Origin of the sequence: Foliimonas ilicis (genome assembly GCF_039939195.1) — a bacterium.
Classification (GTDB): Bacteria; Pseudomonadota; Alphaproteobacteria; order Rhizobiales; family Rhizobiaceae; genus Foliimonas; species Foliimonas ilicis.
In genome coordinates this window covers 165,343-188,915 of sequence record NZ_JBDUUH010000010.1, presented here as the reverse complement: position 1 = coordinate 188,915, position 23,573 = coordinate 165,343, and the positions used below count along the sequence as shown (strand labels likewise).

The window sequence follows — 23,573 nt, the reverse complement described above, 5'->3', positions numbered from 1 at the left end:
GGTACTTCCTCATTTAGGATTAGAAAAGATCACTCGCGGATAACCGCGATGCCCCGTTCCTTGAAACCGATCGATACATGGGTACCGGGAGATAAAGGCCGCTCCACAGCCGGGTCGATAACAAACAACCTGCCGCTACTTGTCTCGACTTCGTACTCGACGTGATCTCCAAGATATGCCGCATGTGCGATCCGGCCACCGAAAGCGGCGTCTGACTCCTCTTTGAGCGCGATTGCATTTGGCCTGACCGCAAGCTTCGCGGAACCTAAGGATGCTTCACGCCCGGGGAGGCTATGGGTAAGGTCATCTATCCGGATCGTGGCGACGCCGTTTTCCATCGCCACGATCTGGCAATCCACCACATTAGCCTCGCCCATGAAGTCGGCTATGAACGCCGACACTGGCGTTTCATAAAGCTCTCTAGGCTTGCCTTGCTGAGCGATCACACCATCCTTCATGACAATGATCCGGTCTGAAACCGCCAATGCTTCATCTTGATCATGGGTTACATAAACTGCAGTGAAACCGAGACGCTGCTGAAGTTCTCGAATTTCCGTGCGCACCCGTCGGCGAAGCCGGGCATCAAGATTCGAAAGCGGTTCATCTAAAAGCAGAACCTGCGGTTCGAGAACCAAGGCGCGTGCAACAGCGACCCTCTGCTGCTGACCGCCGGAAAGCTCTGCAGGAAGGCGCACGCTCATTCCTCCCAGACCAACCAGTTCAAGTGCTCCTTCAGCTTTCTCACGGGCTTCTTTGCGTTTGAAGCCTGACGATTCGAGCCCATAGGCGACGTTTTCGCCGACAGTCATGTGAGGGAACAAGGCGTATGACTGAAACACCATCGACACGTCGCGCTCATTCGCCGGCAGCATCGTGGCATCCTCGCCGCCAATCAGGATTTTGCCTGACGTCGGATGCTCCAGCCCAGCCAGCATGCGCAACGTGGTCGTTTTTCCGCAACCAGATGGCCCCAGCAATGTAACCAGGGTTCCAGGCTCGATCGTCAGGGATAGATCGTGGATCGCTATAAATGCGCCGAAGTCCTTGCGAACGTTCTGGAAGACAACAGAACCTTTTTCCGTAATCAAGCAAGCCTCTCCTTCTGCAGGGGCGCTGTAACGGCGATCCGGTTCTCTCGGCGCAGACGTCGTTCACCTACGATGAATTGGAACCCCGTTATGATGATGATCATCACAACGATCAGCGCCGACGAGTAAGCGATGGCCACGCCGTACTCGCCATTCTCGACAAGCCCGACAATATACGCCGTGGCCATGTTGTACTGGGCGCTGACCAGAAAAATCACCGCACTGATGGAGGTGATTGCCCGGACGAACGAATAGACCAATGCGGCCGTTATGGCGGGGCGCAACAGCGGAAGAATGACCTTCCGGATAGTCCGGAAGCTGTTTGCGCGTAATGTCAGCGAAGCTTCGTCAAGGCTTTGGTCGAGTTGACTCATGGCGGCAATTCCGCCACGGACGCCCACCGGCATGTTACGGAACACGAAGCAAGCGATCAGGATCAACGCAGTTCCGGTCATCTCCAGCGGTGGCAGATTGAATGCCATTATGTAGCTGATGCCGATGACCGTGCCCGGAATGGCGAAACTCATCATCAAAGCGAATTCGAACACTGAACGCCCGGCGAATTTTTGTCGAACGATAATGTATGCCGTCAGAAGTCCGACCGCTGCGGTGAGCGGCGCGGATATCAATGCAATTTCCATTGTCGTCCAGAACGAGTTCCACGCAACACCGGTCCAGGCGATCGTTCCATCGCGAATAGCGATCGAAAACGCGCGGGCGTAGTGATCGAGGGTCAAGGAGTTGTCCAGACCCCAAGTCTTTACGAAGCCGCCGACAAGTATCATGGCGTAGACGACCAGAGTGAAAATCGCCCACGGGATAACCAGCATGTATACGCCAATCGACAAGGATCGAGGCAGGGCGATGTTGGCGCCGGAATCCCCTTTTCCTGTGACGGTCGCGAAGTTCTTTCCGGAAAGCCACAGCCTTTGCGCGAGAAAAGCCGAAAGCGTGAAGCACAGAAGAATTATCGCCAGGACGGCTGCTCTGGATGGGTCGTTTTGTGACCCGACAACAGCGAAGAAGATTTCCGTCGATAAAACGCCGTGACTGCCGCCAAGCACCAGCGGATTGCCGAAATCGGCCATGCTTTCGATAAAACCGATAAGGAAAGCATTCGCAAGCCCAGGCTTCATCAACGGCAGTGAAACGTTCCAGAACGTACGCCAGCGGTCGGCCCGCAGCGTTTGCGATGCTTCTTCCATCGAAGGGCTGATGCCTTCCACCACACCGATCAGGATAAGAAACGAGATCGGCGTAAAAGAAAGAACCTGCGCGATCCAAATACCAGTCAGCCCATAAAGCCAGCGACCCGGCTCAACACCAAAAAGGTATGAAATCCCTTGAGTGGCAAAGCCTGAGCGTCCGAACAGGAGGGTTAATGCAAGGCCAATCACGAAAGGCGGCGTGATGATCGGCAGGATGGTAAGCAGCCTCAGGCCTTTTTTGTAACGAAACCCCGTTCTGGTCGCCATCAGCGCGAATGCGAGCCCCAGAATAGTCGAGGCTCCCGCCGTCATGACGGCTAGCCAAAGAGTTCTGAGCGCCACACCGCAACGCCCACCGCCGGTGACGCAACCTAAGCTCCATATCGAAGGATCGACGATGTTGCGTGTGAAGCCATCAGGATTGAAAGAGCCGTCGAAATCCTGGAATGCGCCGATCAGCATACTGGCGACGGGATAAAAGACGAAAATAGCGACCAGTAAAATAAGCAGAGCGATCGAACTTACAACGAAAGCATCCCCTTTCATCGCGCCGCGTTCTGCAAGACCGAATGAGAATAGGAGAGAAAACACCAAAGCCATTAATACGGCGCCGGCGCCCATCGAAGGCTGGCCGTCTGCCAATGCTCCGAAAAGCGTTTCAGTTACAATCCAGGTCCAGCCGGAAAAACCGATTGCCAATCCTTGTACGAACAGAAACACGATTCCGATCGCGCCGATCCAGACAAGCAGTGATCCTCGTCGCATTGGATCTGCAACGAAACGCGCGCCAATTGCGGCACCTAGCAGAACCGCAATGAAGCCGAGCCATTGGTGTCCATGAAGAAAGGCCTGAAGGATGCCAGGTGCGACCGATGGATCATTGGGAAAGTCTGATAGCCAGGAAAATCCGTAGAAACCGGCTTCTATCCTGTACCAGGGCAGCAGGGTGAGTGCTGCCAACCCCAAAAACAGCACAATATCGAGCCTGCGATTGCGTGATTTCATACCCAGTCCCCGCTTCGCACGCCTTGGCGCTTTGGAGTGGTTGTGCACGCGACAGCGGTTTTAACGCTGCCGGTGCTCCAAATGAGATCGTGGATCAGTTGGCGTTAGCGCCAATTTCCCGGTCCCATCGCTCCAGCAGTTCCTTGCGTTTTGCGGGATTGCCATAGGTTTTGAAATCGTAATCTATCAGTTTGATGTCTTCGAATTTCGGCGCCTCTTTTGGAACTTCGGCGTTCTTGTTCGAAGGTAGCTGGAATGACTTTGCGTCCTTCATGTGCGACTGGACTTCGGCACTTAGCGCCCAGTCATAGAAGTTCTTGGCATTGTCCAGATTCCGCGCGCCTTTCACGATCGACATAGAGCCGATTTCATAACCAGTGCCTTCACAAGGAGCGACGGATTTGATCGGAAAGCCTTCGACCACCATGGAAACAGCGTCATGCATGAAGACGATGCCTACGCCTGCCTCACCGCGCGCGGCGGCTTTTACAGGCGCCGAACCGGATTTGGTGTATTGCGAAATATTGGCGTTCAACTTCTTGAGGTAATCAAACGCCTCATCCTCACCCATGATCTGGGTAAGAGAGGCAAGCGCGGTATAGGCAGTGCCCGAGGAGTTGGGGTTCGCGATTTGAATTTCGCCCTTCAACATCGGATCGAGCAAGTCAGCCCAGCACTTGGGTTCCTTGATGTTCTTCTTCTGGAGAACATCGGTATTGTACCCCCAGCCGAGCGCTCCCGCGTAAACGCCCACAGTACGATAATTGGCGCTCTCGGCTTGCTTCAGGGCCCAATCCTGAAGTTGATCGAGCAGCGGCGATTTGTACTCAACGGTCAGCCCTTCTGACGCTGCCTGCAAATGCGGATCGCCCGTTCCTGCCCACCATAGATCTGTTTTAGGATTGCGAGCTTCAGCTCTGATTTTTGCGTAGGTCTCGCCAGAGGACAGACGCACCATGTTGACCGAGATATCATTCGCGCTCTCGAAAGATGCCTTCATTTGCTCACAGATAACGACATCTGCTGAACAAATCAGATTCAGGTTTCCCGCCGCTTGAGCCGAAACCGCACCCAGAGAAACACCTGCAGCAATGAGTGCAGCAACCCGTCTAACAGAACCCATGACTTCCTCCCGTTTGATCGACACCTCCACATCGATACGCCATTGCAAGCGTGTGCAAATGCTGCATTAGCAATGTTTGAGTGTCAACCTGTTTTAGAAATCTAATCCCACAAACGTAGCTTGCGGGTGACCTTGCGCATCTTTGCAATCTAGTGCAAACGTTTCACGCCAATGAAGTGAGCCTGCATAAAAATGGAAAAACTGTTCGTTAGCGCCAAAGAAGTCGCAGAACGCGCAGGCGTTTCTCGCTCAGCGGTGTCCCGCACCTTTACGAATGGTGCAAGCGTGTCACCCGAGACCAGGCGGAAGGTGCTGAAGGCAGCGGAAGACCTCGGCTATCACGTAAACCATCTGGCTCGCGGGCTTATGCGCAACGAAACGGGTATAGTTTGCCTCGTCGTATCGGACGTGGGTACGCCGTATCGATCGAATCTGGTCAGCGCTTTGACGCAACGATTGCAGGCTGCTGGAAAGGTGGCGATGCTCATCAACACAGATAGGTCAGATGAAAGCGTTGATGCTGCCTTGAAGCAGGCTATCCGTTATCGCGCTGATGCTTCAATAATCCTATCTGGGATGCCTGATAAATCGATCACTCAGCTCTGCCTGAAAAGCGGGCAACGCCTTGTTCTCATAAACAGAGACGATGAACAGGAAGGTCCGTTCAAGATCAACCTGGACGACGAGAATGCAGCCAGCCTTGTGGTGACGGCTTTTGTTCGTGCTGGATGCAAGAATCTCGCTTTCGCAAATTCCGGAGCAGGAACGCCAAGCCTGATGGCGCGCGAGAAAGGCTTCGTTGCAGCGGCAAAGGCCATGGGCATTGAGGTCAGCGTGGAACGCCTTGGTACGACTGGATATGAGAGCGGGAGAATACTGGCTCAGCGCCTTTTGACGCGCCCTATCCGGCCCGACGGCGTATTTTGCGCTACAGATTTGATCGCCTGCGGCTTTATGGACGCAGCCAGACACCAATTCTCTATCCGCATTCCGGAAGAACTCTGCATCGCAGGCTTTGACGACATAGAACAAGCCTCGTGGTCATCTTATCAACTCACCACTTTTGCTCAGCCAATAGCAAAAATAGCGGACGAGGCGGTCCTCTGGCTCGAGCTACCTTCCTCAGAAGCCAACTTGAGTTCAACGATACAGCTTCATGCCCAGCCCGTTTGGCGCTCAACAATCAGATGCGGGTGAATACGCCCCGGCCCGCGCCACAACCAGATTGGAACCGACGGGTGGTATGCTAGCCGTCGAAGGCGGCGGCGAAATCCGATACACGACAGATAGAACAGGCTTCATCGCGTTGCGGAGGAAACGCTTGACGGCGAGGACGCGTTCTTGGCCGTGTGGGGGTTGCGCGATCCGTCCCTGGAGATGATGCGGGTGTTCACCCGCTCGTAGTCGATGAATTCGCTCTTCAGTATCTCGACGAATGCCGTCTGGTAGCTGGGCAACGCGCGGCCGCGTGGTACGAGCAGGCTGACCTTTGCCGGCTTCATGATGCCGTTGGCGAGCGGCGTCCATGCGAGTTTTCCTTCACTCACTTCACGTTCGACGCCCGGCGAGGAGAGGAACGCAATCCCCAGGCCAGGCTGCACGAGAGCCTTCAATATGCCCGGCCTTTCCGCATAGGCGACGCGCTGCCGAGCGGGTTTGTTCCCTGAAACAACGCCTTGAGGCCAATATGCACGAGCCAGTCATTGCCCGGCGCGATCAACGGGTACGGCATGCAATCGGTAAGGGAAAGAACGGAGTGTGCGGTCAGGGGATGGCCGGGGGTCGTAATGATGCCGATCGGTTCCATGACCGTATGCACGACATCGGCCCGGACATGTTCGCTGACATCGTAGGCCATGACGACATCGGCATCCTTGGCAAGCAGTTCGTTGGTGATCCGGTAATTGTCCCCGGAGATCAGGGTGAAATCGACATGGGGATACTGGGTTCGCAGCGTCGCCATCGCGCGGCAGGACAGCTTCGGTGAAGTCTCAGCCGTTGCTGGCGGTGTGAGCCTCGATCATCTGAAATATCAATTCACAGTCTGGTCAGAGCTGACCAGACTGTTCCTGCGGTATCTCAAGGCCGATATGTCATGTTGGCCCGGCATGGCGCTTCAGGGTTAACGGCCTCTGGCAAGGCCGAAGCTGCACCGTCTCTAAAGAGTCTCACAAATGGGTTCATTGCAGCCGCGTTGAAGCGCGCACACGATAGCGGCCCGGCACAGGAGAGCACATTATTGGCCTGTGTAGCCTGACCTGCCAGGTTATCTACTGGATAAGCTCGACAATTTTCTTATTTGGCGAGCGTCCGGATCGCCTGCACCATGCCTTTATCAAGCATCAATTGCAGATCCGCGATCACCTTGCTTCTGACATTTTGATTTGAGCCCGGTTCGCCTGGCAGCAAGCCAGCAATTTCCGAGAGTTTGTCATAAAGACGATCCGCATCGCGTCCGCATGATGCGACATGCGCGGCGATGATGTCCTGCCGTGGATCACGCAAATTGTAGACGTTTCCATTGTCGGTGACACCGAGGCAATAACGCATCCACGCCGCGATGGCGAAGCAGAAGGGTCGGGTGTCGCCGCCATTTACGACGGTCTCGGCCAGAGGTGCCAGAATGCGCTGGGGCAGCTTTTCAGTGCCATCCATGGCGATCTGATATGTCAGATGCCGTATTGCTTTGTTTGAAAACCGTTCAAGCAACTCGGCGCGATAGCGGTCTATACCGGGAATGGGTGGCAGCGTGTTGGCCGCCGCTATCATCTGTCTTTCTGCAAGCCTCGCCAGCGATGCATCACAAACAGCCTCGCTGATCGTTTCGTGACCGGCGAGAAACCCCGCATAGGCGAGAAGAGAATGCGTGCCGTTCAAGAGCCGCAGCTTCATTTTCTCATAGGGTGTGACGTCTTTTACGAACAATGCCCCGCCTGCCTCCCATGCGGGTCGCCCGGCGGTAAAATCGTCTTCGATAACCCATTGCGTGAATGGTTCCGTCTCGACGGCTGCATTGTCGCTATAGCCAGTGAGACTTTCGGCATCCGCGAAAGTACGTGGAGTACTGGCAGGTGTTATGCGATCGACCATCGAGGAGGGGAAACGCACATTCTGTGAAATCCACTCTTCCGGCAAAGCATCAGTTCGCCTGGAAAAATCCAAAACAAGCTGAGAAACGATCTTGCCGTTTTCGGGAAGGTTGTCGCAACACAATATGGTCAGCGCACCGCCAGCCGTTTCCATGCGCCGTTTAAGCCCGGCAACGAGAAACCCCACGACGCCTGTAGGTGCGTCGGGATCGGTAAGATCATGCGCTATTGCTGGATGTTCGACGTCCAGCCCGCCGCTGGCGCGATCGATTCCGTAGGCTTTTTCGGTGACCGTCAGGGTGACGATTTTCGTGGAAGAGTCTGCAATCGCTGCAATGACGGCTTCATGCGAATGCGGCGCGACGATCACCTTGGCAATGCTGCCGATTATGCGAGCGTGGTCGCCTTTCTCATCCCGTGTGACAAGCGTGTAGCGGCCACCTTGCGGATTGAGAGTGGCGGCGACTTCGGTGCTGCGCAGGCTGACGCCAAGGATACGCCAATCGCCGCCTTTGGCCGCAATGGCGGTGTCCGTGTAGACAGCCTGATGGGCCTTGTGGAAGGCGCCGACACCGATATGCACGATCCCGGTGCCGTGATCTTCAGGGCGGTAGGCCATCAAGCCTTCCGCCTTTGCCGACAGCCGCTCTCTCATTATTTAAGCGCTACGCCCGGATGTGTGAGAGCAGTCATGATGCCGCGCAATTCAGCAAGGCCCTTCAGACGTCCAATTGTCGGATAACCGGGCTGACCCTTGCGGCCGATGTCGTCTATGATGTCCTGCCCGTGATCGGGGCGCATCGGGATCTGGTGATCGGCACGACCTTCTTTCTTGCGGCGCGCTTCTTCCTTTACGATCTCGGCAATCAGGGCGACCATATCGGTGTCGCCACCTAGATGTTCAGCTTCATGGAATGAGGACGGCATGCCCGGCGTTTCCAGCGTCACATTGCGCAAATGCAGAAAATGCACGCGCGGAGCGAATTCGCGCATGATGGCCGGTAGGTCGTTGTCAGGCCGCGCGCCCAGTGAACCTGAGCAGAGAGTCATGCCACTGGCTGGACTGTCGACCGCATCCAAGATCTTCCGATAATCATCGCTGGTCGACATGATCCGCGGAAGGCCCAGAAGCGGGAAGGGCGGATCGTCCGGATGACAGCACAAGCGCATGCCGAGTTTCTCGGCGACCGGCGTTACCTCCTCAAGAAATGCGATGAAGTTGGCGCGCAGCCTTGCAGTATCGATTGCGTCATATTCTGCGATATGACGCAGCACATCGTCGGTCGACATGCTTTCGGCAGAGCCGGGCAGGCCGGCCGTGACGTTCGAGGCGAGTTCGCGCTTGCGCTCGTCGGTCATTGTCGCAAAGCGCTCGGCCGCGGCCTCAGTAATTTCTGAGCCAAATTGTTCAGCCGCTCCGGAGCGTTTCAGAATATGAATATCGAAAGCGGCGAAATCGATAAGATCGAAACGCATACAGGTGCCGCCATGCGGTACGCGATAGGCAAGGTCGGTGCGCGTCCAGTCGAGGACCGGCATGAAATTGTAGCAGATCGTCTCAAGTCCGCGCGCGGCCAGATTGCCAAGGCTTTCCTTATAGTTGGCAATGTGCTGGCGCCACTCGCCCTTTTGTTTCTTGATGTCTTCGGAAACAGGCAGGCTTTCCACCACCTCCCAAGCAATGCCGGAAGGCGAGCCGTCTTTCATGCGTGCGATTTCATCCTGACGCTTGGCGATTTCCAACTCGGTCCAGACAGTTCCGGTTGAAATATGATGGAGCGCGCTGACTGCACCCTCCACGCCTGCCTGTCGCATGTCGTCGATCGAAGTAAGATCGCGCGGGCCGAACCATCGCCATGTCTGTCGCATTTGTCTTCTTTGCTCCCAGGGCATGACTCGTAACGAGCCATCGGTGCCATGAATGTAAGGCGATGCATACACAAGAGTTGACTAGTATGGAAGTATGGAGGATAAGCATTTTCGATTTTGGGGAGGTAAGGGCGTGGCAAAGTCCGCCATTGCATTTGTTGATGACATTGACTCTGGGACAGCAATCGCTCCCCAGCTTTATCGACTCTTGCGCGAACGCATCGTTCGCACCGAACTCCTGCCCGGCGAACTGATTTCCGAAACCGAAGTCGCACGCAGCTACGATGTGTCCCGTCAGCCTGTTCGTGAGGCCTTCATCAAGCTTGCAGAGGCCGGTCTGGTTCAAATCCGCCCGCAGCGCGGCACAATGATAACGCGGATTTCGACAGACGCGGTCATGGATGCGCGTTTCGTCCGCGAAGCCATCGAGGCGGACGTCATAAAGATCGTCGCGGAGAGTGCCGATCAGTCGGTGCACAAGGAGCTTCTCGGACAGATTGAGGCTCAAAAGCGCGTTGCTGAGGACGATTCCGATGGCTTCGTAAAGCTGGATGAGCATTTTCACCGCACGCTCGCAGATGCCGCCGGCAAATCTTATGCCTGGCGAGTCATCGAAGACGTCAAGGCGCAGATGGACCGCGTGCGCTATCTTAGCGTCGAAAAGCTTCACATCCGCGTATTGATCGCGCAGCACGAAGCCATCGTCGCCGCAGTTGTGAGAGGCGATGCCGCCGCCGCCGAACAGGCAATGCGTACCCATCTTCGTGAAATTTTGAAATCTCTTCCGGAGGTCGCAAAAGCCCGGCCGGATCTTTTTGGCGCTGCGCGCTGACCAATCCAAACATCAGAAATCTACAGTCCATTGGGAGGATCGATATGAAACTGAATTCCACAATAAAGAAAATCGCAGCAGGGTTTGCCGTAGCCGCTTTGCTTTCGACCAGCGCTATGGCGCAGGAGCTGAAGCTCAAGCTCGGCCATCTCGCCAATGAGCAGAACTCCTGGCACAAGGCCTCGCTGAAATTCGGTGAAGAGCTATCGGCGCTGACCGATGGCCGTATTGTCGTTGAAGTCTTTCCGAACGATTCGCTGGGCCGCGAAATAGACCTGATCAACGGCATGCAGCTTGGCACGGTCGAGATGACTATCACCGGCGAGAGCCTGCAAAATTGGGCGCCGATGGCGGCTCTGCTCGCCATTCCCTACGGCTACACTTCACTGGAAGACATGGATGCAGTCGCCAGCGGCGACATCGGCAAGCAGGTCGAGGCTGAGATCGTGGAACGCGCTCAGGTGCGCCCGATTGCCTATTTCGCGCGCGGACCGCGGAACCTGACGGCCAACAAGGAAGTCAAAACGCCCGCCGAGCTCGAGCGCATGCGTATGCGCGTCCCGAATGTTCCGCTGTTCGTCGATGTGTGGACAGCACTTGGCGCGCAGCCGACTCCGATGGCTTTCTCTGAAGTCTTTACATCGCTCCAGAATGGAACGATCGCAGGTCAGGAGAACCCGCTGGCGCTTATCCAGTCGGCATCGTTCAACGAAGTCCAGACCCATGTGAACGTCACTGAACATGTGCGTTCGTGGATTTATCTCACCATCGCCGAACAGATCTGGGGCCAGCTCTCCGAAGAAGACCAAGGGCATGTGCTGGAAGCCGGGCGCCGCGCGCAGGAGTTCGAGCGCGAGCAATTCTTGAAGGATGAGCAGGCGATCCGTGCCGATCTCGAAGCCAAACGCATGACGTTCGTCGAGGTGGATCAGCAGGCCTTTGCCGATGCCGCCCGCGATGCCGTCATTAACAGCGTTGACGAGAGCATTCGGCCAATCGTGGAAGATTTGTTCAAGCGCTAACAGCAATTGAATGCGGAGACGACGCAGTTCGTGTTGCGTCGTCTCCGCCAGAGGGTTCGGATGTGATGCATTCTTTGGCTTTGTTTACCAGGCTTTTCACTGTTGCCAGTCGGGTTGCCGTCGGCCTGTCGTTTTTTATCCTGATCGCTGTTGTGACGCTCCAGATAACCACCCGGACGCTCGATCTTCCCTCCTACGTCTGGACGGAAGAGCTCTCCCGCTATCTGCTCCTTTACATGACCGCCTTCGGCATCGGTCTCTCCCTGATCAATGGCGAGCTCGTCAACGTCGACATGCTTCAGGAAACCGTTTCGGAGGCAGCGGCATGGTGGATGCGGTTGTTTTCCGCGGTTGCCACGGCATTGCTCGGCCTCGTCATGATCTTCCCCGCCTGGAAATTCACCAAGATCGGCACGTTCCAGCGGGCACCCAGCCTGCGGTGGACGATGGATTACATCCACGCCAGCGTGCTGTTTCTCGCAATTCTCCTGTTTTTGTTCGCTCTTTTGCGCGTGATCGGAATGCTCGCAGGCGCAGATGACGGGCGTCCTCAACGCCCAGAGGAAATCTGACACCATGGAACTCTTCCTGCTTCTTGCCACGTTCTTCGGAACGCTTGCACTGGGTGTGCCGGTCGCGGTCTGCCTGGGTCTGGCCTCACTGGCCTACATCGTCGCGGCCGGCCTGCCGGTCGTCATCATTCCGCAGCGCATGTATGCCGGAATGGACGTATTCGTCCTTCTGTGCATTCCCGGCTTTATCCTGGCCGGCAATTTGATGAACTATGGCGGCGTCACCGAGCGCATCATCCGGCTGGCCAATGCGCTGGTCGGCTGGATGCGTGGCGGCCTCGCCATGGCCAATGTTGCTGACTCGATGATGTTCGGTGGCGTGTCCGGTACGGCCGTCGCCGATGTGGCCGCAACTGGCGGCGTGATGATCCCCGGCATGAAGAAGTCCGGCTACCCTGCCGATTTCTCGGCTGCCATCACGGCTGCATCGTCCACGGTGGGTCCGATGCTTCCGCCGAGCGTTCCAATGATCATCGTCGGTGCCCTGTCCGGCATTTCCGTGGGGCAGTTGTTCCTTGCGGGTGCGGTGCCTGGCATCCTGATGGGTCTTGGCATGGGCATCACCTGCTACATTCTGGCGGTGCGCCGCAATTATCCCCGTCAGGCATGGCAGGGCTTTCGCGAACTCTTTGCGGCTTTCTTTGCTGCATTCTGGGCGCTCGCAATGATTGCTCTCGTCATCGGCGGGCTGCTGACCGGCATCGCCACTCCGACTGAAACTGCAATCGTGGCCAGCATCTATGCCTTCCTCGTCGGCGCCTTCGTCTACCGTGAACTGCCGATGTGGAAGGTACCAAAGATCATCGTCGACAGCGCGATCTCGTCGGCGGGCATCCTGGCACTCGTCGGCTTCGCCAACGTGTTCGGCTCGATCCTTGCTGCCGAACGTATCCCGCAAATGCTCGTAGCTGCTGTGCTTTCGATTACCGACAACAAATACGTTGTCATCATCCTCATCAACATCCTGCTGCTTATCGTCGGCATGTTCATGGAAACAATCGCGGCCCTCATCATCCTGTTCGTGCCACTGTTGACGCTGGCGGTAAGTGTCGGCATCGATCCGTTGCACTTTGCAACCTTCGCGGTGCTGAACCTGATGATCGGCCTGACGACACCGCCAGTCGGCGTGTGCTTGTTCGTTGCCGCCAACATCGCGCGTATCCCGCTGATGCCTGTCATCAAGGCGATCGTGCCGTTCCTGATCTCCAACATCATCGTATTGTTGATGGTTTCCTACTACGCGCCGTTTGCAACATGGCTCCCCACGACGTTGATGGGGGACTAAGCAATGAGCATGACGACACGCGTTTGCCGATTACATGGCAAGGGTGACATACGCGTTGACGAAATCGAGGTGGCCGAGCCAGGTCACGGCGAGGTTCTCGTGGCGATGGGGGCAGGCGGCATCTGCGGGTCCGACCTGCACTACTATCAGGATGGAGGCTTTGGCCCGATCCGCGTCAAGGAGCCGATCATCCTGGGTCATGAAGTGGCCGGTACGGTCTGTGCTACCGGATCGGGGGTCGATGGGTTGAGCGTTGGCGATCGCGTCGCCGTCAATCCCAGCAGGCCTTGCAATCATTGCCGCTATTGCCTTCAGGGGTTGCAGCAACATTGCCTGACGATGCGCTTTTTCGGCTCGGCATTACGCTTTCCTCATGAGCAAGGCGGGTTTCGCGACTTGATGATCGTCAATGCATATCAGTGCGTGCGGCTCGAAAACGATGAGGTCACATTGGGTGAAGCGGCATGCGCGGAGCCTCTTGCCGTTTGTCTTCATGCGCTGAACCGTGCAGGTGCCTCTGCTGGCAATCTGGCTGGAAAAACAGTGCTCGTGACAGGCGCCGGTCCGATCGGCGCGTTGACGGTTGCGGCGCTGCGCCATGCCGGCGCAGGCCATATCGTCGTTACCGACTTGCAGGACATGCCGCTCGCCGTTGCGCGGCAACTCGGAGCAGACGAGACGATCAACACGCGTACCGAGCCGGAGCGGTTAGCGCGATACGAGGCGGACAAGGGAACATTTGATGTGACCTTCGAATGCTCAGCGGCTGCCCCGGCTATAAGGTCGGCAATTGCCGCGACACGGCCAACGGGCACGCTTGTAGCCGTCGGGGTTAGTGGCGATGTACCGGTACCGCTCAATCTGATTGTCGGAAAAGAAATTGCCTTTGTCGGGTCGCATCGCTTTGTCGGAGAATATGCGACGGCGGCAAAGCTCATCGATCAGCGCCGGATTGATGTGCGCCCGATCATCACCGGTAGCAAAGATCTTGCCGATGCGCAGTCGGCCTTCCAAATAGCGGGTGACCGGACGCAAACCATCAAAATGCAACTTACTTTTTGACGACATCGGGATCCAACCTATCTGGATCTCGTAGACAGCACGGCGGGATGGTCAGCGAGGATGCGGTGCGGTTGCGGCTCACGCATTTTCTGTTGCGCGTGAGAATATTCTGGTAGCAATACCCGCTCTGGCCATCGAAATGCGTCACCTTATCGACTGTTGCATCCAAGCTCTTCGCAGGCACTTTAGAGGCGCGGAAGCCGTTGTTAGTCGTTGGCCTTCGACATTTGGCCTTCCAGCACATTTCGCGTCACGCTCCATCCGTTCAGATGGTGGGCACGGAGCACTTCGCGCAGCAACGCTCCCTCGCGCTGTCTGAGCGCGTCGAGGATCTGCTCATGTTCGAAGACCGCGCGCGCCCAGCGTTCGGACCGGCGATTGCCGGCGTAGCGATATCTGCGGATGCGCGCGCTTTCGGCGGCATAGATGCGTGACAGCGTGGCGTTGTGGGCGCAATCGACGATCTTCTGGTGAATGGTCTGGTTGATATGGAAATATTCCATAAGCGCGCCGCGCCGATAGGCCTCGACCATTTCTGCATGCAATTGCTCGATCTCGGTGATCATCTGCGGTGTTGCCCGTTCGCAGGCGCGCGGGGCCGCCAGGCTCTCCAGCCCGATCAGCACCTCGATGGCCGCCTCCACCTCTTCCGGCGAAATGCCGACAACAGTTGCGCCCCGGTTCGGCTCGATGCTGACAAGGCCTTCTCCCTCAAGGATCTTGAATGCCTCGCGCAGCGGAGTCCTTGAAACGCCGAGCTGCTCGGTCAGCACGCGCTCATTGATCCTTGTCCCTGCTTCTATGTCGCCTGCGACGATCATGTCGCGAACGCGCTGGGCCACGAAGGTCGAGCGTCTTCCGCGCGGCCACGCCGCCTCTGGTTCCAAGCGATCGGTCAATTCTGTGGAATATTGCATGCAAACATCCTAGCGAGGCTACGAAAAAGGCACAAGCCCATTGACAGCCTGCCTGTATTGCATGCAATAGCGCTCTCAGGAGGCCCCGATACGCGACAACTGCGCCAAAACATGCTGCCCGAGTTCACGCTGAGGCTGCGATTGCATGCAGTGAGGTCGCGCATACAGGGGAGAGAGGGAGGCGCAGGACGGATACTACCGTCTCACTCGATCCGGGGTTAAATTCGAGGCCGTTCGCGGCATAGGACGATTTTCAGGAAGACGAAGAAATTTCTCGATGAATTATCACGCATACTTCAATGCCAGCGACCGTCTCATCGAGACCTGCATTATCGGAACGGGCGGCTTCGGACGGAGCTTTCTCGCGCAGGGTTTGCGGGTGCCTCTCATGCGCGCCCGCGTTGCCGTCGATGTCGATGCGCAAACGGCAGTACAGGCCATGCTGGCCGTCGGTATCACCCGCGAAGACATTCGCGTCTGCGAGAGCCCCGAAGAAGCGCAAAAGGCTTGGAACGAAGGTGCCTTCATCGCCGCCGGTGCATTCGAGCATGTTGCCGGTCTGCCCGTAGATGTCGTCGTGGAGGCCACCGGACACCCGGAGGCTGGAGCGCGGCATGCGCGGCTGGCAATCGAAGCCGGGAGGCATCTCGCTCTGGTTTCAAAGGAAGTCGACAGCGTCGTTGGTCCCGGACTTGCCGTTATGGCCAGATCGCGCGGCAAGGTCGTCACGCCTGTCGACGGCGATCAGCCGAGTCTGCTGATCGGATTGATAAGTTGGGCCGAGACACTTGGTTTCGAGATCATCGCGGCGGGCAAGTCGAGCGAATACGATTTCATCTTCGATGCGTCCGCCGGAACGCTGACGAGCAATGGCAGCACTGTTTCGGCACCGGAGTTCGGCGAATATTCGCATCTGGACGGGCGTGACAGTTCGCTGGTAGCCGAGGCGCGCTCGCGGGCAGCATCCGCCCTGCCGCAGCGTGCGGTGCCGGATTTGTGCGAGCTTTCGGTCGTTGCCAACGCGGTCCGCTTCGCGCCCGATCGTCCGCAGCTTCATGCGCCGATCGCCCGTATCGACGAAGTCCCGACCATTCTATGCGAGGTCTCAGAGGGCGGAATCCTTTCCGGTCAGCGCAAGCTTGAGGTGTTTCACTGCCTGCGCGATCCCGGCGGCATCAGCTTTGCCGGTGGAGTTTTTGTGGTGGTGCGCTGCGAAGATCGCCCGACCTGGAAGATGCTTGAAGAGAAGGGGCATGTGGTAAGCCGCGACGGCAACGCCGCGATGGTCTATATCCCGCGCCATCTTCTCGGCCTCGAAGCTGCAACCAGCATTCTGGCGGCCGGGATGAACAATGTTTCCACCGGGTCGATCGAGCCTTCCCACCATGTCGATCTTGTGGCGGTTGCCGATGTCGATCTGGTTGCGGGTACTACCCTTGCTATGGGTGGCCATCACCATTCGATCGAGGGCGTTTCATCGATGATGCTGCCAGCCGGTCCGCTTGTGCCGGAAGCGCCGGCACCCTTCTACCTTGCCTCGAACAAGCGTCTGTCGCGTTCGGTCAAGCAGGGTGAGCCGATCAGGATGGCCGATCTCGAAATTCCTGAAAACAGCGAGCTTATGAAACTGCGCCGTCTTCAGGATGCACATTTCTTCGCAAGCAGATAATCCATCAACACCTCACACGAACCGACATGGGAGGAACCATGAAATTGAACCTTACTCGACGTAGTCTTCTTGCTGGAGCTGGTACGGCTGCGACAATGCTCGGCATGCCTCATCTGGCGCGGGCGAGCGCTGCGCAGACATTGCGTCTCGCCCATCCCCACCCCGATACGGATAGCTGGCAGGATGTCGGCCTGTGGATGAACGAAGCCCTGAAGGAACGGACCGGCGGCGCGCTTGGCGTTCAGTTGTTTCCAAACGGTATTCTCGGCAGCGATTCTACCATGATTAACGCGGTGCGTGCAGGCACGCTCGACATGATGGTTACGGGAAATCCCTTCTTCACGGGGCTGGTTCCGCAATTGAACGTTCTCGACCTGCCCTTTATTTTCAAGGATCGTGATCATGTCGCGGCGGTCCTTGACGGTGCCATCGGAGACGAGTTGCGCGCAGGCTTCTCCGATGCAGGCCTGATTGCATTGGCAACCTGGGAAACCGGCTGGCGCAACGTCACTAACAGCCGTCGCCCGGTGACGACGCCTGCGGATCTGCATGGTTTGAAAATCCGCACGACGCCCAATCCGGCGCACATCAAGGCTTTCGAACTGCTCGGTGCAGCACCGACGCCGATGGCCTTTACCGAGCTTTTCACGGCGCTGGAAATGCGCTCAATCGACGGGCAGGAAAACCCGACGACGCTGATTTTGAACTCGAAATTCTTCGAGGTTCAGCGCTATCTTTCGCTGACACAGCATGCTTTTACGACGTCGCCGCTGGTGATGAACCAAGCCAAGTTTGAGGCCTTGGGCGAAGAGCTTGGCAATACTCTTCTGGAAACGGCCAAGGAAGCTGCCAAGAGACAGCGCGAGATGAATGCCGAGCGTGAAGTGACCAGCCTGGAGACGCTGAAACAGGAGGGCATGGAGACGGTGGAGAACCCAGATCGCGAGGCGTTCCGCGCTATCGTGGCGGACACGGTTCGCGAGGACTTCGCCGCCAGGTTCGGTCCGGAACTGCCTGAGCGCATCGCCGCACTGGCTGACTGACAAGGGAATAGAGACTATGCGCATCGTTGATCTGAGCATGCCTGTGAGCGGGCATTTCCGATGGCAGCCAGAGATAGCGGTCAAGGGCGACAAGTCCGCCGGAGACCAGTTTCGCGTAACGCGGTTGGCCATCACCTGCCACGGCTTCACGCATGTCGATGCGCAAGCTCATTTCATCGATGGTGCGCCCACTATCGAGGCGACACCGCTTGAACAGGTCGTCGGCCGCTGCCGCGTCTTCGACCTGTCGGCTGTAGAGGCCAATACGGCGATCGAGCCTGCCACCCTTGCTGCAGCCGACCCCGGCGGCGAAGAAGGCGACATTCTGCTGCTGGCGACGCAGTGGGATCTGAAGCGTGATTATCAGACAAGACTGTTCTGGACCGAGGCGCCTTGGCTGACACGCGAGGCGGCGCAGTGGCTTCTTGAACTCAAGCCCAAGGCGCTCGCCGTGGACTTCCCGCAGGATTATCCGATCCGGCTTCTACTGGACAATATACGCGTTCCCGATGAGGAGCATGTGACGCATGACATCCTTTTGCGCGCAGGCGTCACGCTGATCGAATATGTCGTCAACACCGTTGCTTTGCGCGAGAAGCGACCGCTTCTGTGCGCAGCCCCCCTCAAGATCGTGAATGCTGATGGCGCGCCTGCGCGGGTGTTCGCCATAGAGGGGAATGTGCTGTGACAACCGGTCATGTAGGCACCACGCTGCTCAAGATCGCCGATTTCGGCTTTCGCGCCCTTGAGGCCGCTCTGGTGGCTGTGCTGGCGGGAATGGTGGCCTTGGTTTTCGCCAATGTGGTTATGCGCTATGCATTCGACAGTGGTATCACCGTCACCGACGAAATATCGCGAATGATGTTCGTCTGGATTTCCTTCATGGGCGCGATTTTGGTTGCCCGCCGCAGCGAACATCTGGGCGTTGATCTGCTCACCGCCACCCTGTCGCCCGCGGGCAAGCGCGTCTGCCGCATCCTTGCCGATATCGGCATCGTCGTGTGCAGCGGCATCCTCGCTCATGGCGCCTTCAGCCAGACAGTGGCCAACATGTCCAATATCGCACCGGTATCGGGGCTCCCGACCGGCCTTACCTATGCCGCGCCATTCCTTGCCGGAGTTGCGATTAGCGTGATCGCTTTCATCGATATGCTGGGTGCTTTGCTTTCGTCCGGTGCGACCGAAACGGATGATCATTCATGATCGTACTTCTCATTTTCATCGGGGTTTTGCTGGCCACGATTCTGATCGGTGTGCCCATCGCCTTCGGCCTGCTGCTGAGCGGGGTTGCCATGATGTGGTATCTCGGTGCGCTCGACTGGCAGTCGATCGCGCTGCAGATGACGAATGGAGCCGATAGCTTCCCGCTGCTCGCCATTCCCTTCTTCCTGCTTGCAGGCGAAGCGATGAATGCGGGCGGGCTGTCGCGCCGTCTCGTCAATTTCGGGCTGGCGCTGGTGGGGCATCTGCGCGGCGGCCTTGGCTATGTCGCCATCGTCACTGCGATTTTGCTGGCCAGCCTTTCGGGTTCGGCGATTGCCGATACCGCCGTGCTTGCGGGCATGCTGATGCCGATCATGCGCGACGCCGGTTATCACATGGGCCGCTCGGGCGGGCTGATCGGCGCAGGTGGCATCATCGCGCCGGTCCTGCCGCCTTCGATCGGCTATATCGTCTTTGGCGTTGCTGGCGGCGTTTCGATCACGCGGCTGTTTATGGCCGGTATCGTCCCCGGTATTCTCATGGGGCTCGCGCTGGCAATCGCCTGGTGGTGGCTGAGCCGCAAGGAGGAGACTTCGGTATTCCCGCGCCGTTCCGCCAGAGAGATCGGCAAGGCCGCACTCGACGCGGGTTTCGCCTTCATCCTTCCCCTGATCATCGTCGGTGGTCTGAAGTTTGGTGTGTTCACCCCCACCGAGGCTGGCGTGGTTGCCTGCGTCTATGCGATCTTCACCGGCTTCTTCGTGTATCGGGAGCTTTCGCTTCAACGCCTCTATGATTGCTTCGTCGCCACCGTTCGCACCACGGCGGCAGTTATGTTCCTCGTTGCTGCGGCAAGCATCACGGCCTACATGATCGCCATCGCCAATGTGCCAGGCGAGATCGCTGCCTGGCTCGGACCTTTGCGGGAAAGTCCGCTGCTGTTGATGATCGTCATCACCCTTCTGGTGATAGCGGTGGGAACGGCGCTCGACTTCATCCCTACGATCCTCATCTTGACGCCGGTATTGCTGCCGATCGTCAAGCAGGCTGGCATCGATCCTGTCTATTTCGGCGTGATTTTCATCATGACGGCAGCCATTGGGCTGATCACGCCTCCGGTCGGTGCGGTTTTGAATGTCGTGTGCGTTATCGCCAAGATCAGATACATCGAGGTTGTGAAAGGGGCAGCTCCCTTTATCCTGATCCAGTTGGTGCTTCTCGCTCTGCTTATATTGTTCCCGCAGATCGTGATCACGCCTGCGAGATGGCTCTACTAAGAAATAGGAAGGCACGAAATGCTGCTTGGTGCGATTGCGGACGATCTGACGGGAGCCACCGACCTTGCCCTGATCCTCTCGCGGGAGGGCATGCGGACGATCCAGGTTATCGGCGTGCCTTCCGATCCGGCGCAGTTCGGCGACGCAGACGCTGTCGTCGTGGCGCTCAAATCCCGCACGATCCCGGCAAACGAGGCGGTCGAGCAATCGCTGGCCGCCGCGCGGGTTCTGCTGGCCGCTGGCGCGCGCCAGTTGTTCTTCAAATACTGCTCGACCTTCGATTCCACCGATGAAGGCAATATCGGTCCGGTGGCGGATGCGTTGATGAAACTGACCGGCGAGACACGCAGCATCGCCTGTCCGGCCTTTCCCGCCAATGGCCGCACGGTCTACAAGGGGCATCTCTTTGTCGGTGACGCGCTTTTGTCCGACAGCCCGATGTGCGATCATCCGCTAACCCCGATGCGGGATGCCAATCTCGTCCGCGTCCTGCAAAGACAGACCAGCCGTCCCGTATCATTGGTCGATCATGAAACAGTGCGTGCAGGAAGCGATGCGCTCGCGGAGAAGTTTGCTGCGCGCGAAGGCATTCTGATTGTCGATGCTATCACCGAAGACGATCTGCGCATCATCGGAACCGCGGTCAGCGAGATGAAACTCGTTACCGGAGGCTCCGCCGTTGCGCTCGGCTTGCCCGAAAATTTCCGCAGGCAGGGCCTGCTCGGCCCGGCGGCTGCAAGCGCTGGGTTCAATCCGACGGCCGGTGATGGTGTTATTCTGGCAGGCTCGTGTTCGGCAGCGACCCGGCGCCAGATCGCGGCCGCCAAGGCAGCCGGTGTGCCGGCGATGCAGTTGGATGCACTGGACATTGCTGCGGGGCGTGTCGGCAGCGATGCGGTTATCGAATTTGTGACGAACAACAGTCAGGCCGCCTATCCACCGCTCGTCTATTCCAGCGCTGACCCGGAAGTGGTGGCCACTGCGCAGGAAAAGCTTGGGCGTCTGGAGGCCGGTGCGGTGGTCGAGGATTTGCTGGCCTCCGTCGCGACGGCACTTGCGGGGCGCGGCTACACACGCTTTATCGTTGCCGGCGGCGAAACCTCGGGCGCGGTCGTTAATGCGCTTGGCGCCAAGGCCGTCGCTATCGGTCCCGAAATCGATCCCGGCGTTCCCTGGGTTGTTTCGAAAGGCGATGCGCCAGTTTCCCTCGCTCTCAAATCCGGTAATTTCGGAGGCGATGACTTCTTTCTCAAAGCCTGGGATATGGTTCGATGACTTCTATCCTCTCCGAAGAGACGCGATTGCGTGATGAAATCTGCGCAGTTGGAAAATCCATCTTCGATCGCGGGCTGACCTTCGGATCGACCGGCAATATCAGCGCCCGCCTGAGCGATGGCACAATGCTGATGACGCCGACCAACGCCTCGCTCGGCTCCCTGTTGCCGGAGCGCCTTTCGCGCTTCACGGCGGAGGGCGTGTTCCTGGATGGCGACAAGCCGACCAAGGAGGCGTTTCTGCACTCCTGCATGTATTGCCAGCGCAAGACGGCGGGAGCAGTGGTGCATCTCCATTCTACCCATTCGGTTGCGGTAAGCATTCTGTCGGATGTGGACTCACGCGATGTGCTGCCGCCATTGACGGCCTATTATGTGATGCGCGTCGGGCGGCTCCCGCTCGTACCCTATTTTGCTCCGGGAGAAGAAAAGCTGGCGCTTGCGGTGAAGGAGCTGGCTACGGATAACCATGCCGTGCTGCTGGCCAATCACGGACCCGTCGTGGCGGGCGCTACGTTGCGCGAAGCGCAATATGCGACCGAGGAACTCGAGGAAACGGCGCGTATTTTCCTGATGCTGCATGGCCGCGACATTCGCCCGCTGACGACCGAGCAGGCAGCTGGGCTGCGGAAAACCTGATAGCGGTCTTGATCGTCACCCATTGAAAATCTCGTTGATCGCTTCCAGCAGCCTGTCGCCATCGATTGGCTTATGCAGCAACCGATAGCCGCTTGCGGCTGCTTCTTTCAGGCGTGAGGGGGATGTGTCGCCGGTCAGGATGATGACCGGGACCGAGTGTTTCAGGTAAAGTGACAGGTCGCGGACGGCTTCGGGGCCGACGACATTATCTTCAAGCCGGTAATCCACGATCATCAACTCGACAGGACCGTCAGTGACGTTTCGCCGGAAACGACTTTGGCTTTCGCCGGTGGCACTCCTTTCACCGTTGAAGGCGCGCCGTTTGCCAAGGATGCATTCGTCCTCGACGCGGGGTTGAGCATCGCCGCGACTGCCAATATCAGCGCCAGCCTTTCCTATACGTGCCAGCTCGCGAAAGGTTCGGTCAATCAGGGCGTCAGGGGTGACCTGACGTGGAAGTTCTGAGCGCCAGCGAGAAGCTCGGAATTTCCGCGTTCGAATATCAATCGATAGTTTTTCTATTGTTTTAAAGGAGGAAAGGGCAGGTTTTCCCTTCCTCCCTGTCACGGCATATTCACTTCCGAAAACGGAGGAAAGTCGTGGATCTTCAATTGAACGGAAAGACGGCGCTCGTATTCGGCGCCGGTGGCGGGTTGGGCGGCGCAATTGCCCGTTCGCTGGCCGCAGAAGGCGCGTCGGTGGTGGCTGCCGATATAGATGAGAAAGCCGCACAGGCCACTGCCGATACCATATCTTCCGAAGGCGGCCGTGCCACGGCTCTCGCCTGGGACATTGCGGACCTTGGCGTTATAGAGGAACGACTGGCAACGATTTCAGACAAGTTCGGCCAGGTCGATGTGCTGGTCAACAATACCGGTGGCCCGCCGCCTACTCCAGCAGCCGGGCAATCGCCTGCCGACTGGTCGAAATATTTCGACAGCATGGTGCGCTCGGTCATCGCAGTTACGGATGCCGTATTGCCCGGCATGCGCGAGCGCGGCTGGGGGCGCATCATTACGTCGACATCGTCAGGCGTGGTGGCGCCGATCGCCAATCTCGGCATTTCCAACAGCCTACGGCTGGCGCTTGTCGGCTGGTCGAAAACGCTTTCGAGAGAAATAGGCCGGGACGGCATCACGGCAAACATCGTTCTGCCAGGACGAATAGCAACAGGCCGCATTGTCTTTCTCGACGAGCAGAAGGCCAAACGCGAAAATCGGCCGGTAGCCGATGTGACTGCCGAAAGCACCGGTTCCATTCCTGTTGGACGCTACGGAGAACCGAGGGAATATGGCGACGCTGTCACTTTCCTTGCCAGCCCACGCGCTTCTTACATAACCGGTTCTGTCATCCGCATCGATGGCGGGCTTATCAACAGCATTTGAAAATTCAGAGG

At 57.7% G+C, this 23,573-nt stretch carries 24 protein-coding genes; 15 read left to right on the top strand and 9 right to left on the bottom strand.

Annotation, left to right across the window (positions count from 1 at the left end; translation table 11 throughout):
* Positions 1-29: 29 nt before the first annotated feature.
* From ABFT80_RS20515 to ABFT80_RS20505, 3 genes are all read right to left on the bottom strand, one after another.
* Positions 30-1,088: an ABC transporter ATP-binding protein gene (locus ABFT80_RS20515; protein WP_347973806.1), complete on the bottom strand. Its 1,059-nt coding sequence runs from the start codon at positions 1,086-1,088 to the stop codon at positions 30-32.
* Positions 1,085-3,301 carry an ABC transporter permease gene (locus tag ABFT80_RS20510; RefSeq protein ID WP_347973805.1) on the bottom strand — a complete coding sequence of 739 codons (2,217 nt, stop codon included), beginning with the start codon at positions 3,299-3,301 and terminating at the stop codon, positions 1,085-1,087. Before ABFT80_RS20510 ends, ABFT80_RS20515 begins: the two co-directional genes overlap by 4 nt.
* Positions 3,302-3,395: 94 nt before the next feature.
* Positions 3,396-4,424, bottom strand: a complete 1,029-nt coding sequence (locus ABFT80_RS20505) for an ABC transporter substrate-binding protein (RefSeq protein WP_347973804.1) — start codon at positions 4,422-4,424, stop codon at positions 3,396-3,398.
* Positions 4,425-4,616: 192 nt separating this feature from the next.
* Between ABFT80_RS20505 and ABFT80_RS20500 the strand changes: the two genes are divergently transcribed.
* Positions 4,617-5,621: a LacI family DNA-binding transcriptional regulator gene (locus ABFT80_RS20500; RefSeq protein WP_347973803.1), complete on the top strand. Its 1,005-nt coding sequence runs from the start codon at positions 4,617-4,619 to the stop codon at positions 5,619-5,621.
* A gap of 101 nt (positions 5,622-5,722) precedes the next feature.
* Here the strand turns inward: ABFT80_RS20500 and ABFT80_RS20495 are convergent, their stop codons facing one another.
* The 4 genes from ABFT80_RS20495 to uxuA form a co-directional block, all read right to left on the bottom strand.
* Positions 5,723-6,025, bottom strand: coding sequence for a hypothetical protein (locus tag ABFT80_RS20495; protein ID WP_347973802.1), 303 nt, complete (start codon positions 6,023-6,025; stop codon positions 5,723-5,725).
* Between the two features lie 8 nt (positions 6,026-6,033).
* Positions 6,034-6,402: a LysR substrate-binding domain-containing protein gene (locus ABFT80_RS20490; RefSeq protein ID WP_347973864.1), complete on the bottom strand. Its 369-nt coding sequence runs from the start codon at positions 6,400-6,402 to the stop codon at positions 6,034-6,036.
* A gap of 317 nt (positions 6,403-6,719) precedes the next feature.
* On the bottom strand, positions 6,720-8,168 hold the full coding sequence (locus tag ABFT80_RS20485) for a mannitol dehydrogenase family protein (RefSeq protein WP_455189974.1): 1,449 nt from the start codon (positions 8,166-8,168) through the stop codon (positions 6,720-6,722).
* Positions 8,168-9,382: a mannonate dehydratase gene (uxuA, locus tag ABFT80_RS20480; RefSeq protein ID WP_347973800.1), complete on the bottom strand. Its 1,215-nt coding sequence runs from the start codon at positions 9,380-9,382 to the stop codon at positions 8,168-8,170. The genes ABFT80_RS20485 and uxuA overlap by 1 nt, the downstream gene beginning before the upstream one ends.
* Positions 9,383-9,515: 133 nt before the next feature.
* Here uxuA and ABFT80_RS20475 point away from each other — a divergent pair, with 133 nt between their 5' ends.
* The 5 genes from ABFT80_RS20475 (at position 9,516) to ABFT80_RS20455 (ending at position 14,155) form a co-directional block, all read left to right on the top strand.
* Positions 9,516-10,214, top strand: a complete 699-nt coding sequence (locus ABFT80_RS20475) for a GntR family transcriptional regulator (protein WP_347973799.1) — start codon at positions 9,516-9,518, stop codon at positions 10,212-10,214.
* A gap of 44 nt (positions 10,215-10,258) precedes the next feature.
* Positions 10,259-11,236 carry a TRAP transporter substrate-binding protein gene (locus tag ABFT80_RS20470; RefSeq protein ID WP_347973798.1) on the top strand — a complete coding sequence of 326 codons (978 nt, stop codon included), beginning with the start codon at positions 10,259-10,261 and terminating at the stop codon, positions 11,234-11,236.
* Positions 11,237-11,310: 74 nt separating this feature from the next.
* Positions 11,311-11,808, top strand: a complete 498-nt coding sequence (locus ABFT80_RS20465; protein ID WP_347973797.1) for a TRAP transporter small permease — start codon at positions 11,311-11,313, stop codon at positions 11,806-11,808.
* 4 nt (positions 11,809-11,812) lie between these two features.
* A complete protein-coding gene (locus tag ABFT80_RS20460) occupies positions 11,813-13,093 on the top strand; it encodes a TRAP transporter large permease (RefSeq protein ID WP_347973796.1) in 1,281 nt (426 codons plus the stop codon).
* A gap of 9 nt (positions 13,094-13,102) precedes the next feature.
* Complete coding sequence (locus tag ABFT80_RS20455) at positions 13,103-14,155, top strand: L-idonate 5-dehydrogenase (protein WP_347973863.1); 1,053 nt, start codon at positions 13,103-13,105, stop codon at positions 14,153-14,155.
* A gap of 206 nt (positions 14,156-14,361) precedes the next feature.
* On the opposite strand, the gene ABFT80_RS20450 is transcribed toward ABFT80_RS20455, so the two are convergent.
* Positions 14,362-15,072, bottom strand: a complete 711-nt coding sequence (locus ABFT80_RS20450) for a GntR family transcriptional regulator (RefSeq protein ID WP_347973795.1) — start codon at positions 15,070-15,072, stop codon at positions 14,362-14,364.
* Between the two features lie 277 nt (positions 15,073-15,349).
* Here ABFT80_RS20450 and ABFT80_RS20445 point away from each other — a divergent pair, with 277 nt between their 5' ends.
* From ABFT80_RS20445 to otnC, 7 genes are read left to right on the top strand one after another with little or no spacing between them, the layout of a single operon-like run.
* Positions 15,350-16,741: an NAD(P)H-dependent oxidoreductase gene (locus ABFT80_RS20445; RefSeq protein ID WP_347973794.1), complete on the top strand. Its 1,392-nt coding sequence runs from the start codon at positions 15,350-15,352 to the stop codon at positions 16,739-16,741.
* Between the two features lie 38 nt (positions 16,742-16,779).
* A complete protein-coding gene (locus tag ABFT80_RS20440) occupies positions 16,780-17,784 on the top strand; it encodes a TRAP transporter substrate-binding protein (protein WP_347973793.1) in 1,005 nt (334 codons plus the stop codon).
* Positions 17,785-17,800: 16 nt separating this feature from the next.
* Positions 17,801-18,472, top strand: a complete 672-nt coding sequence (locus ABFT80_RS20435) for a cyclase family protein (protein WP_347973792.1) — start codon at positions 17,801-17,803, stop codon at positions 18,470-18,472.
* Positions 18,469-18,987, top strand: a complete 519-nt coding sequence (locus tag ABFT80_RS20430) for a TRAP transporter small permease (protein WP_347973791.1) — start codon at positions 18,469-18,471, stop codon at positions 18,985-18,987. The genes ABFT80_RS20435 and ABFT80_RS20430 overlap by 4 nt, the downstream gene beginning before the upstream one ends.
* The gene (locus ABFT80_RS20425) at positions 18,987-20,264 is read left to right on the top strand and encodes a TRAP transporter large permease (protein WP_347973862.1); all 1,278 of its coding nucleotides are present in this window, start codon (positions 18,987-18,989) and stop codon (positions 20,262-20,264) included. The genes ABFT80_RS20430 and ABFT80_RS20425 overlap by 1 nt, the downstream gene beginning before the upstream one ends.
* Before the next feature lie 18 nt (positions 20,265-20,282).
* Positions 20,283-21,539: a 3-oxo-tetronate kinase gene (gene otnK, locus ABFT80_RS20420; RefSeq protein WP_347973790.1), complete on the top strand. Its 1,257-nt coding sequence runs from the start codon at positions 20,283-20,285 to the stop codon at positions 21,537-21,539.
* Positions 21,536-22,177, top strand: a complete 642-nt coding sequence (otnC, locus tag ABFT80_RS20415) for a 3-oxo-tetronate 4-phosphate decarboxylase (RefSeq protein ID WP_347973789.1) — start codon at positions 21,536-21,538, stop codon at positions 22,175-22,177. The genes otnK and otnC overlap by 4 nt, the downstream gene beginning before the upstream one ends.
* A gap of 15 nt (positions 22,178-22,192) precedes the next feature.
* On the opposite strand, the gene ABFT80_RS20410 is transcribed toward otnC, so the two are convergent.
* Complete coding sequence (locus ABFT80_RS20410) at positions 22,193-22,411, bottom strand: hypothetical protein (RefSeq protein ID WP_347973788.1); 219 nt, start codon at positions 22,409-22,411, stop codon at positions 22,193-22,195.
* A gap of 42 nt (positions 22,412-22,453) precedes the next feature.
* Here ABFT80_RS20410 and ABFT80_RS20405 point away from each other — a divergent pair, with 42 nt between their 5' ends.
* Both ABFT80_RS20405 and ABFT80_RS20400 read left to right on the top strand, forming a co-directional pair.
* Positions 22,454-22,642, top strand: a complete 189-nt coding sequence (locus ABFT80_RS20405; protein WP_347973787.1) for a hypothetical protein — start codon at positions 22,454-22,456, stop codon at positions 22,640-22,642.
* Positions 22,643-22,776: 134 nt separating this feature from the next.
* A complete protein-coding gene (locus ABFT80_RS20400) occupies positions 22,777-23,562 on the top strand; it encodes an SDR family oxidoreductase (RefSeq protein ID WP_347973786.1) in 786 nt (261 codons plus the stop codon).
* The last annotated feature ends 11 nt before the right edge of the window (positions 23,563-23,573 follow it).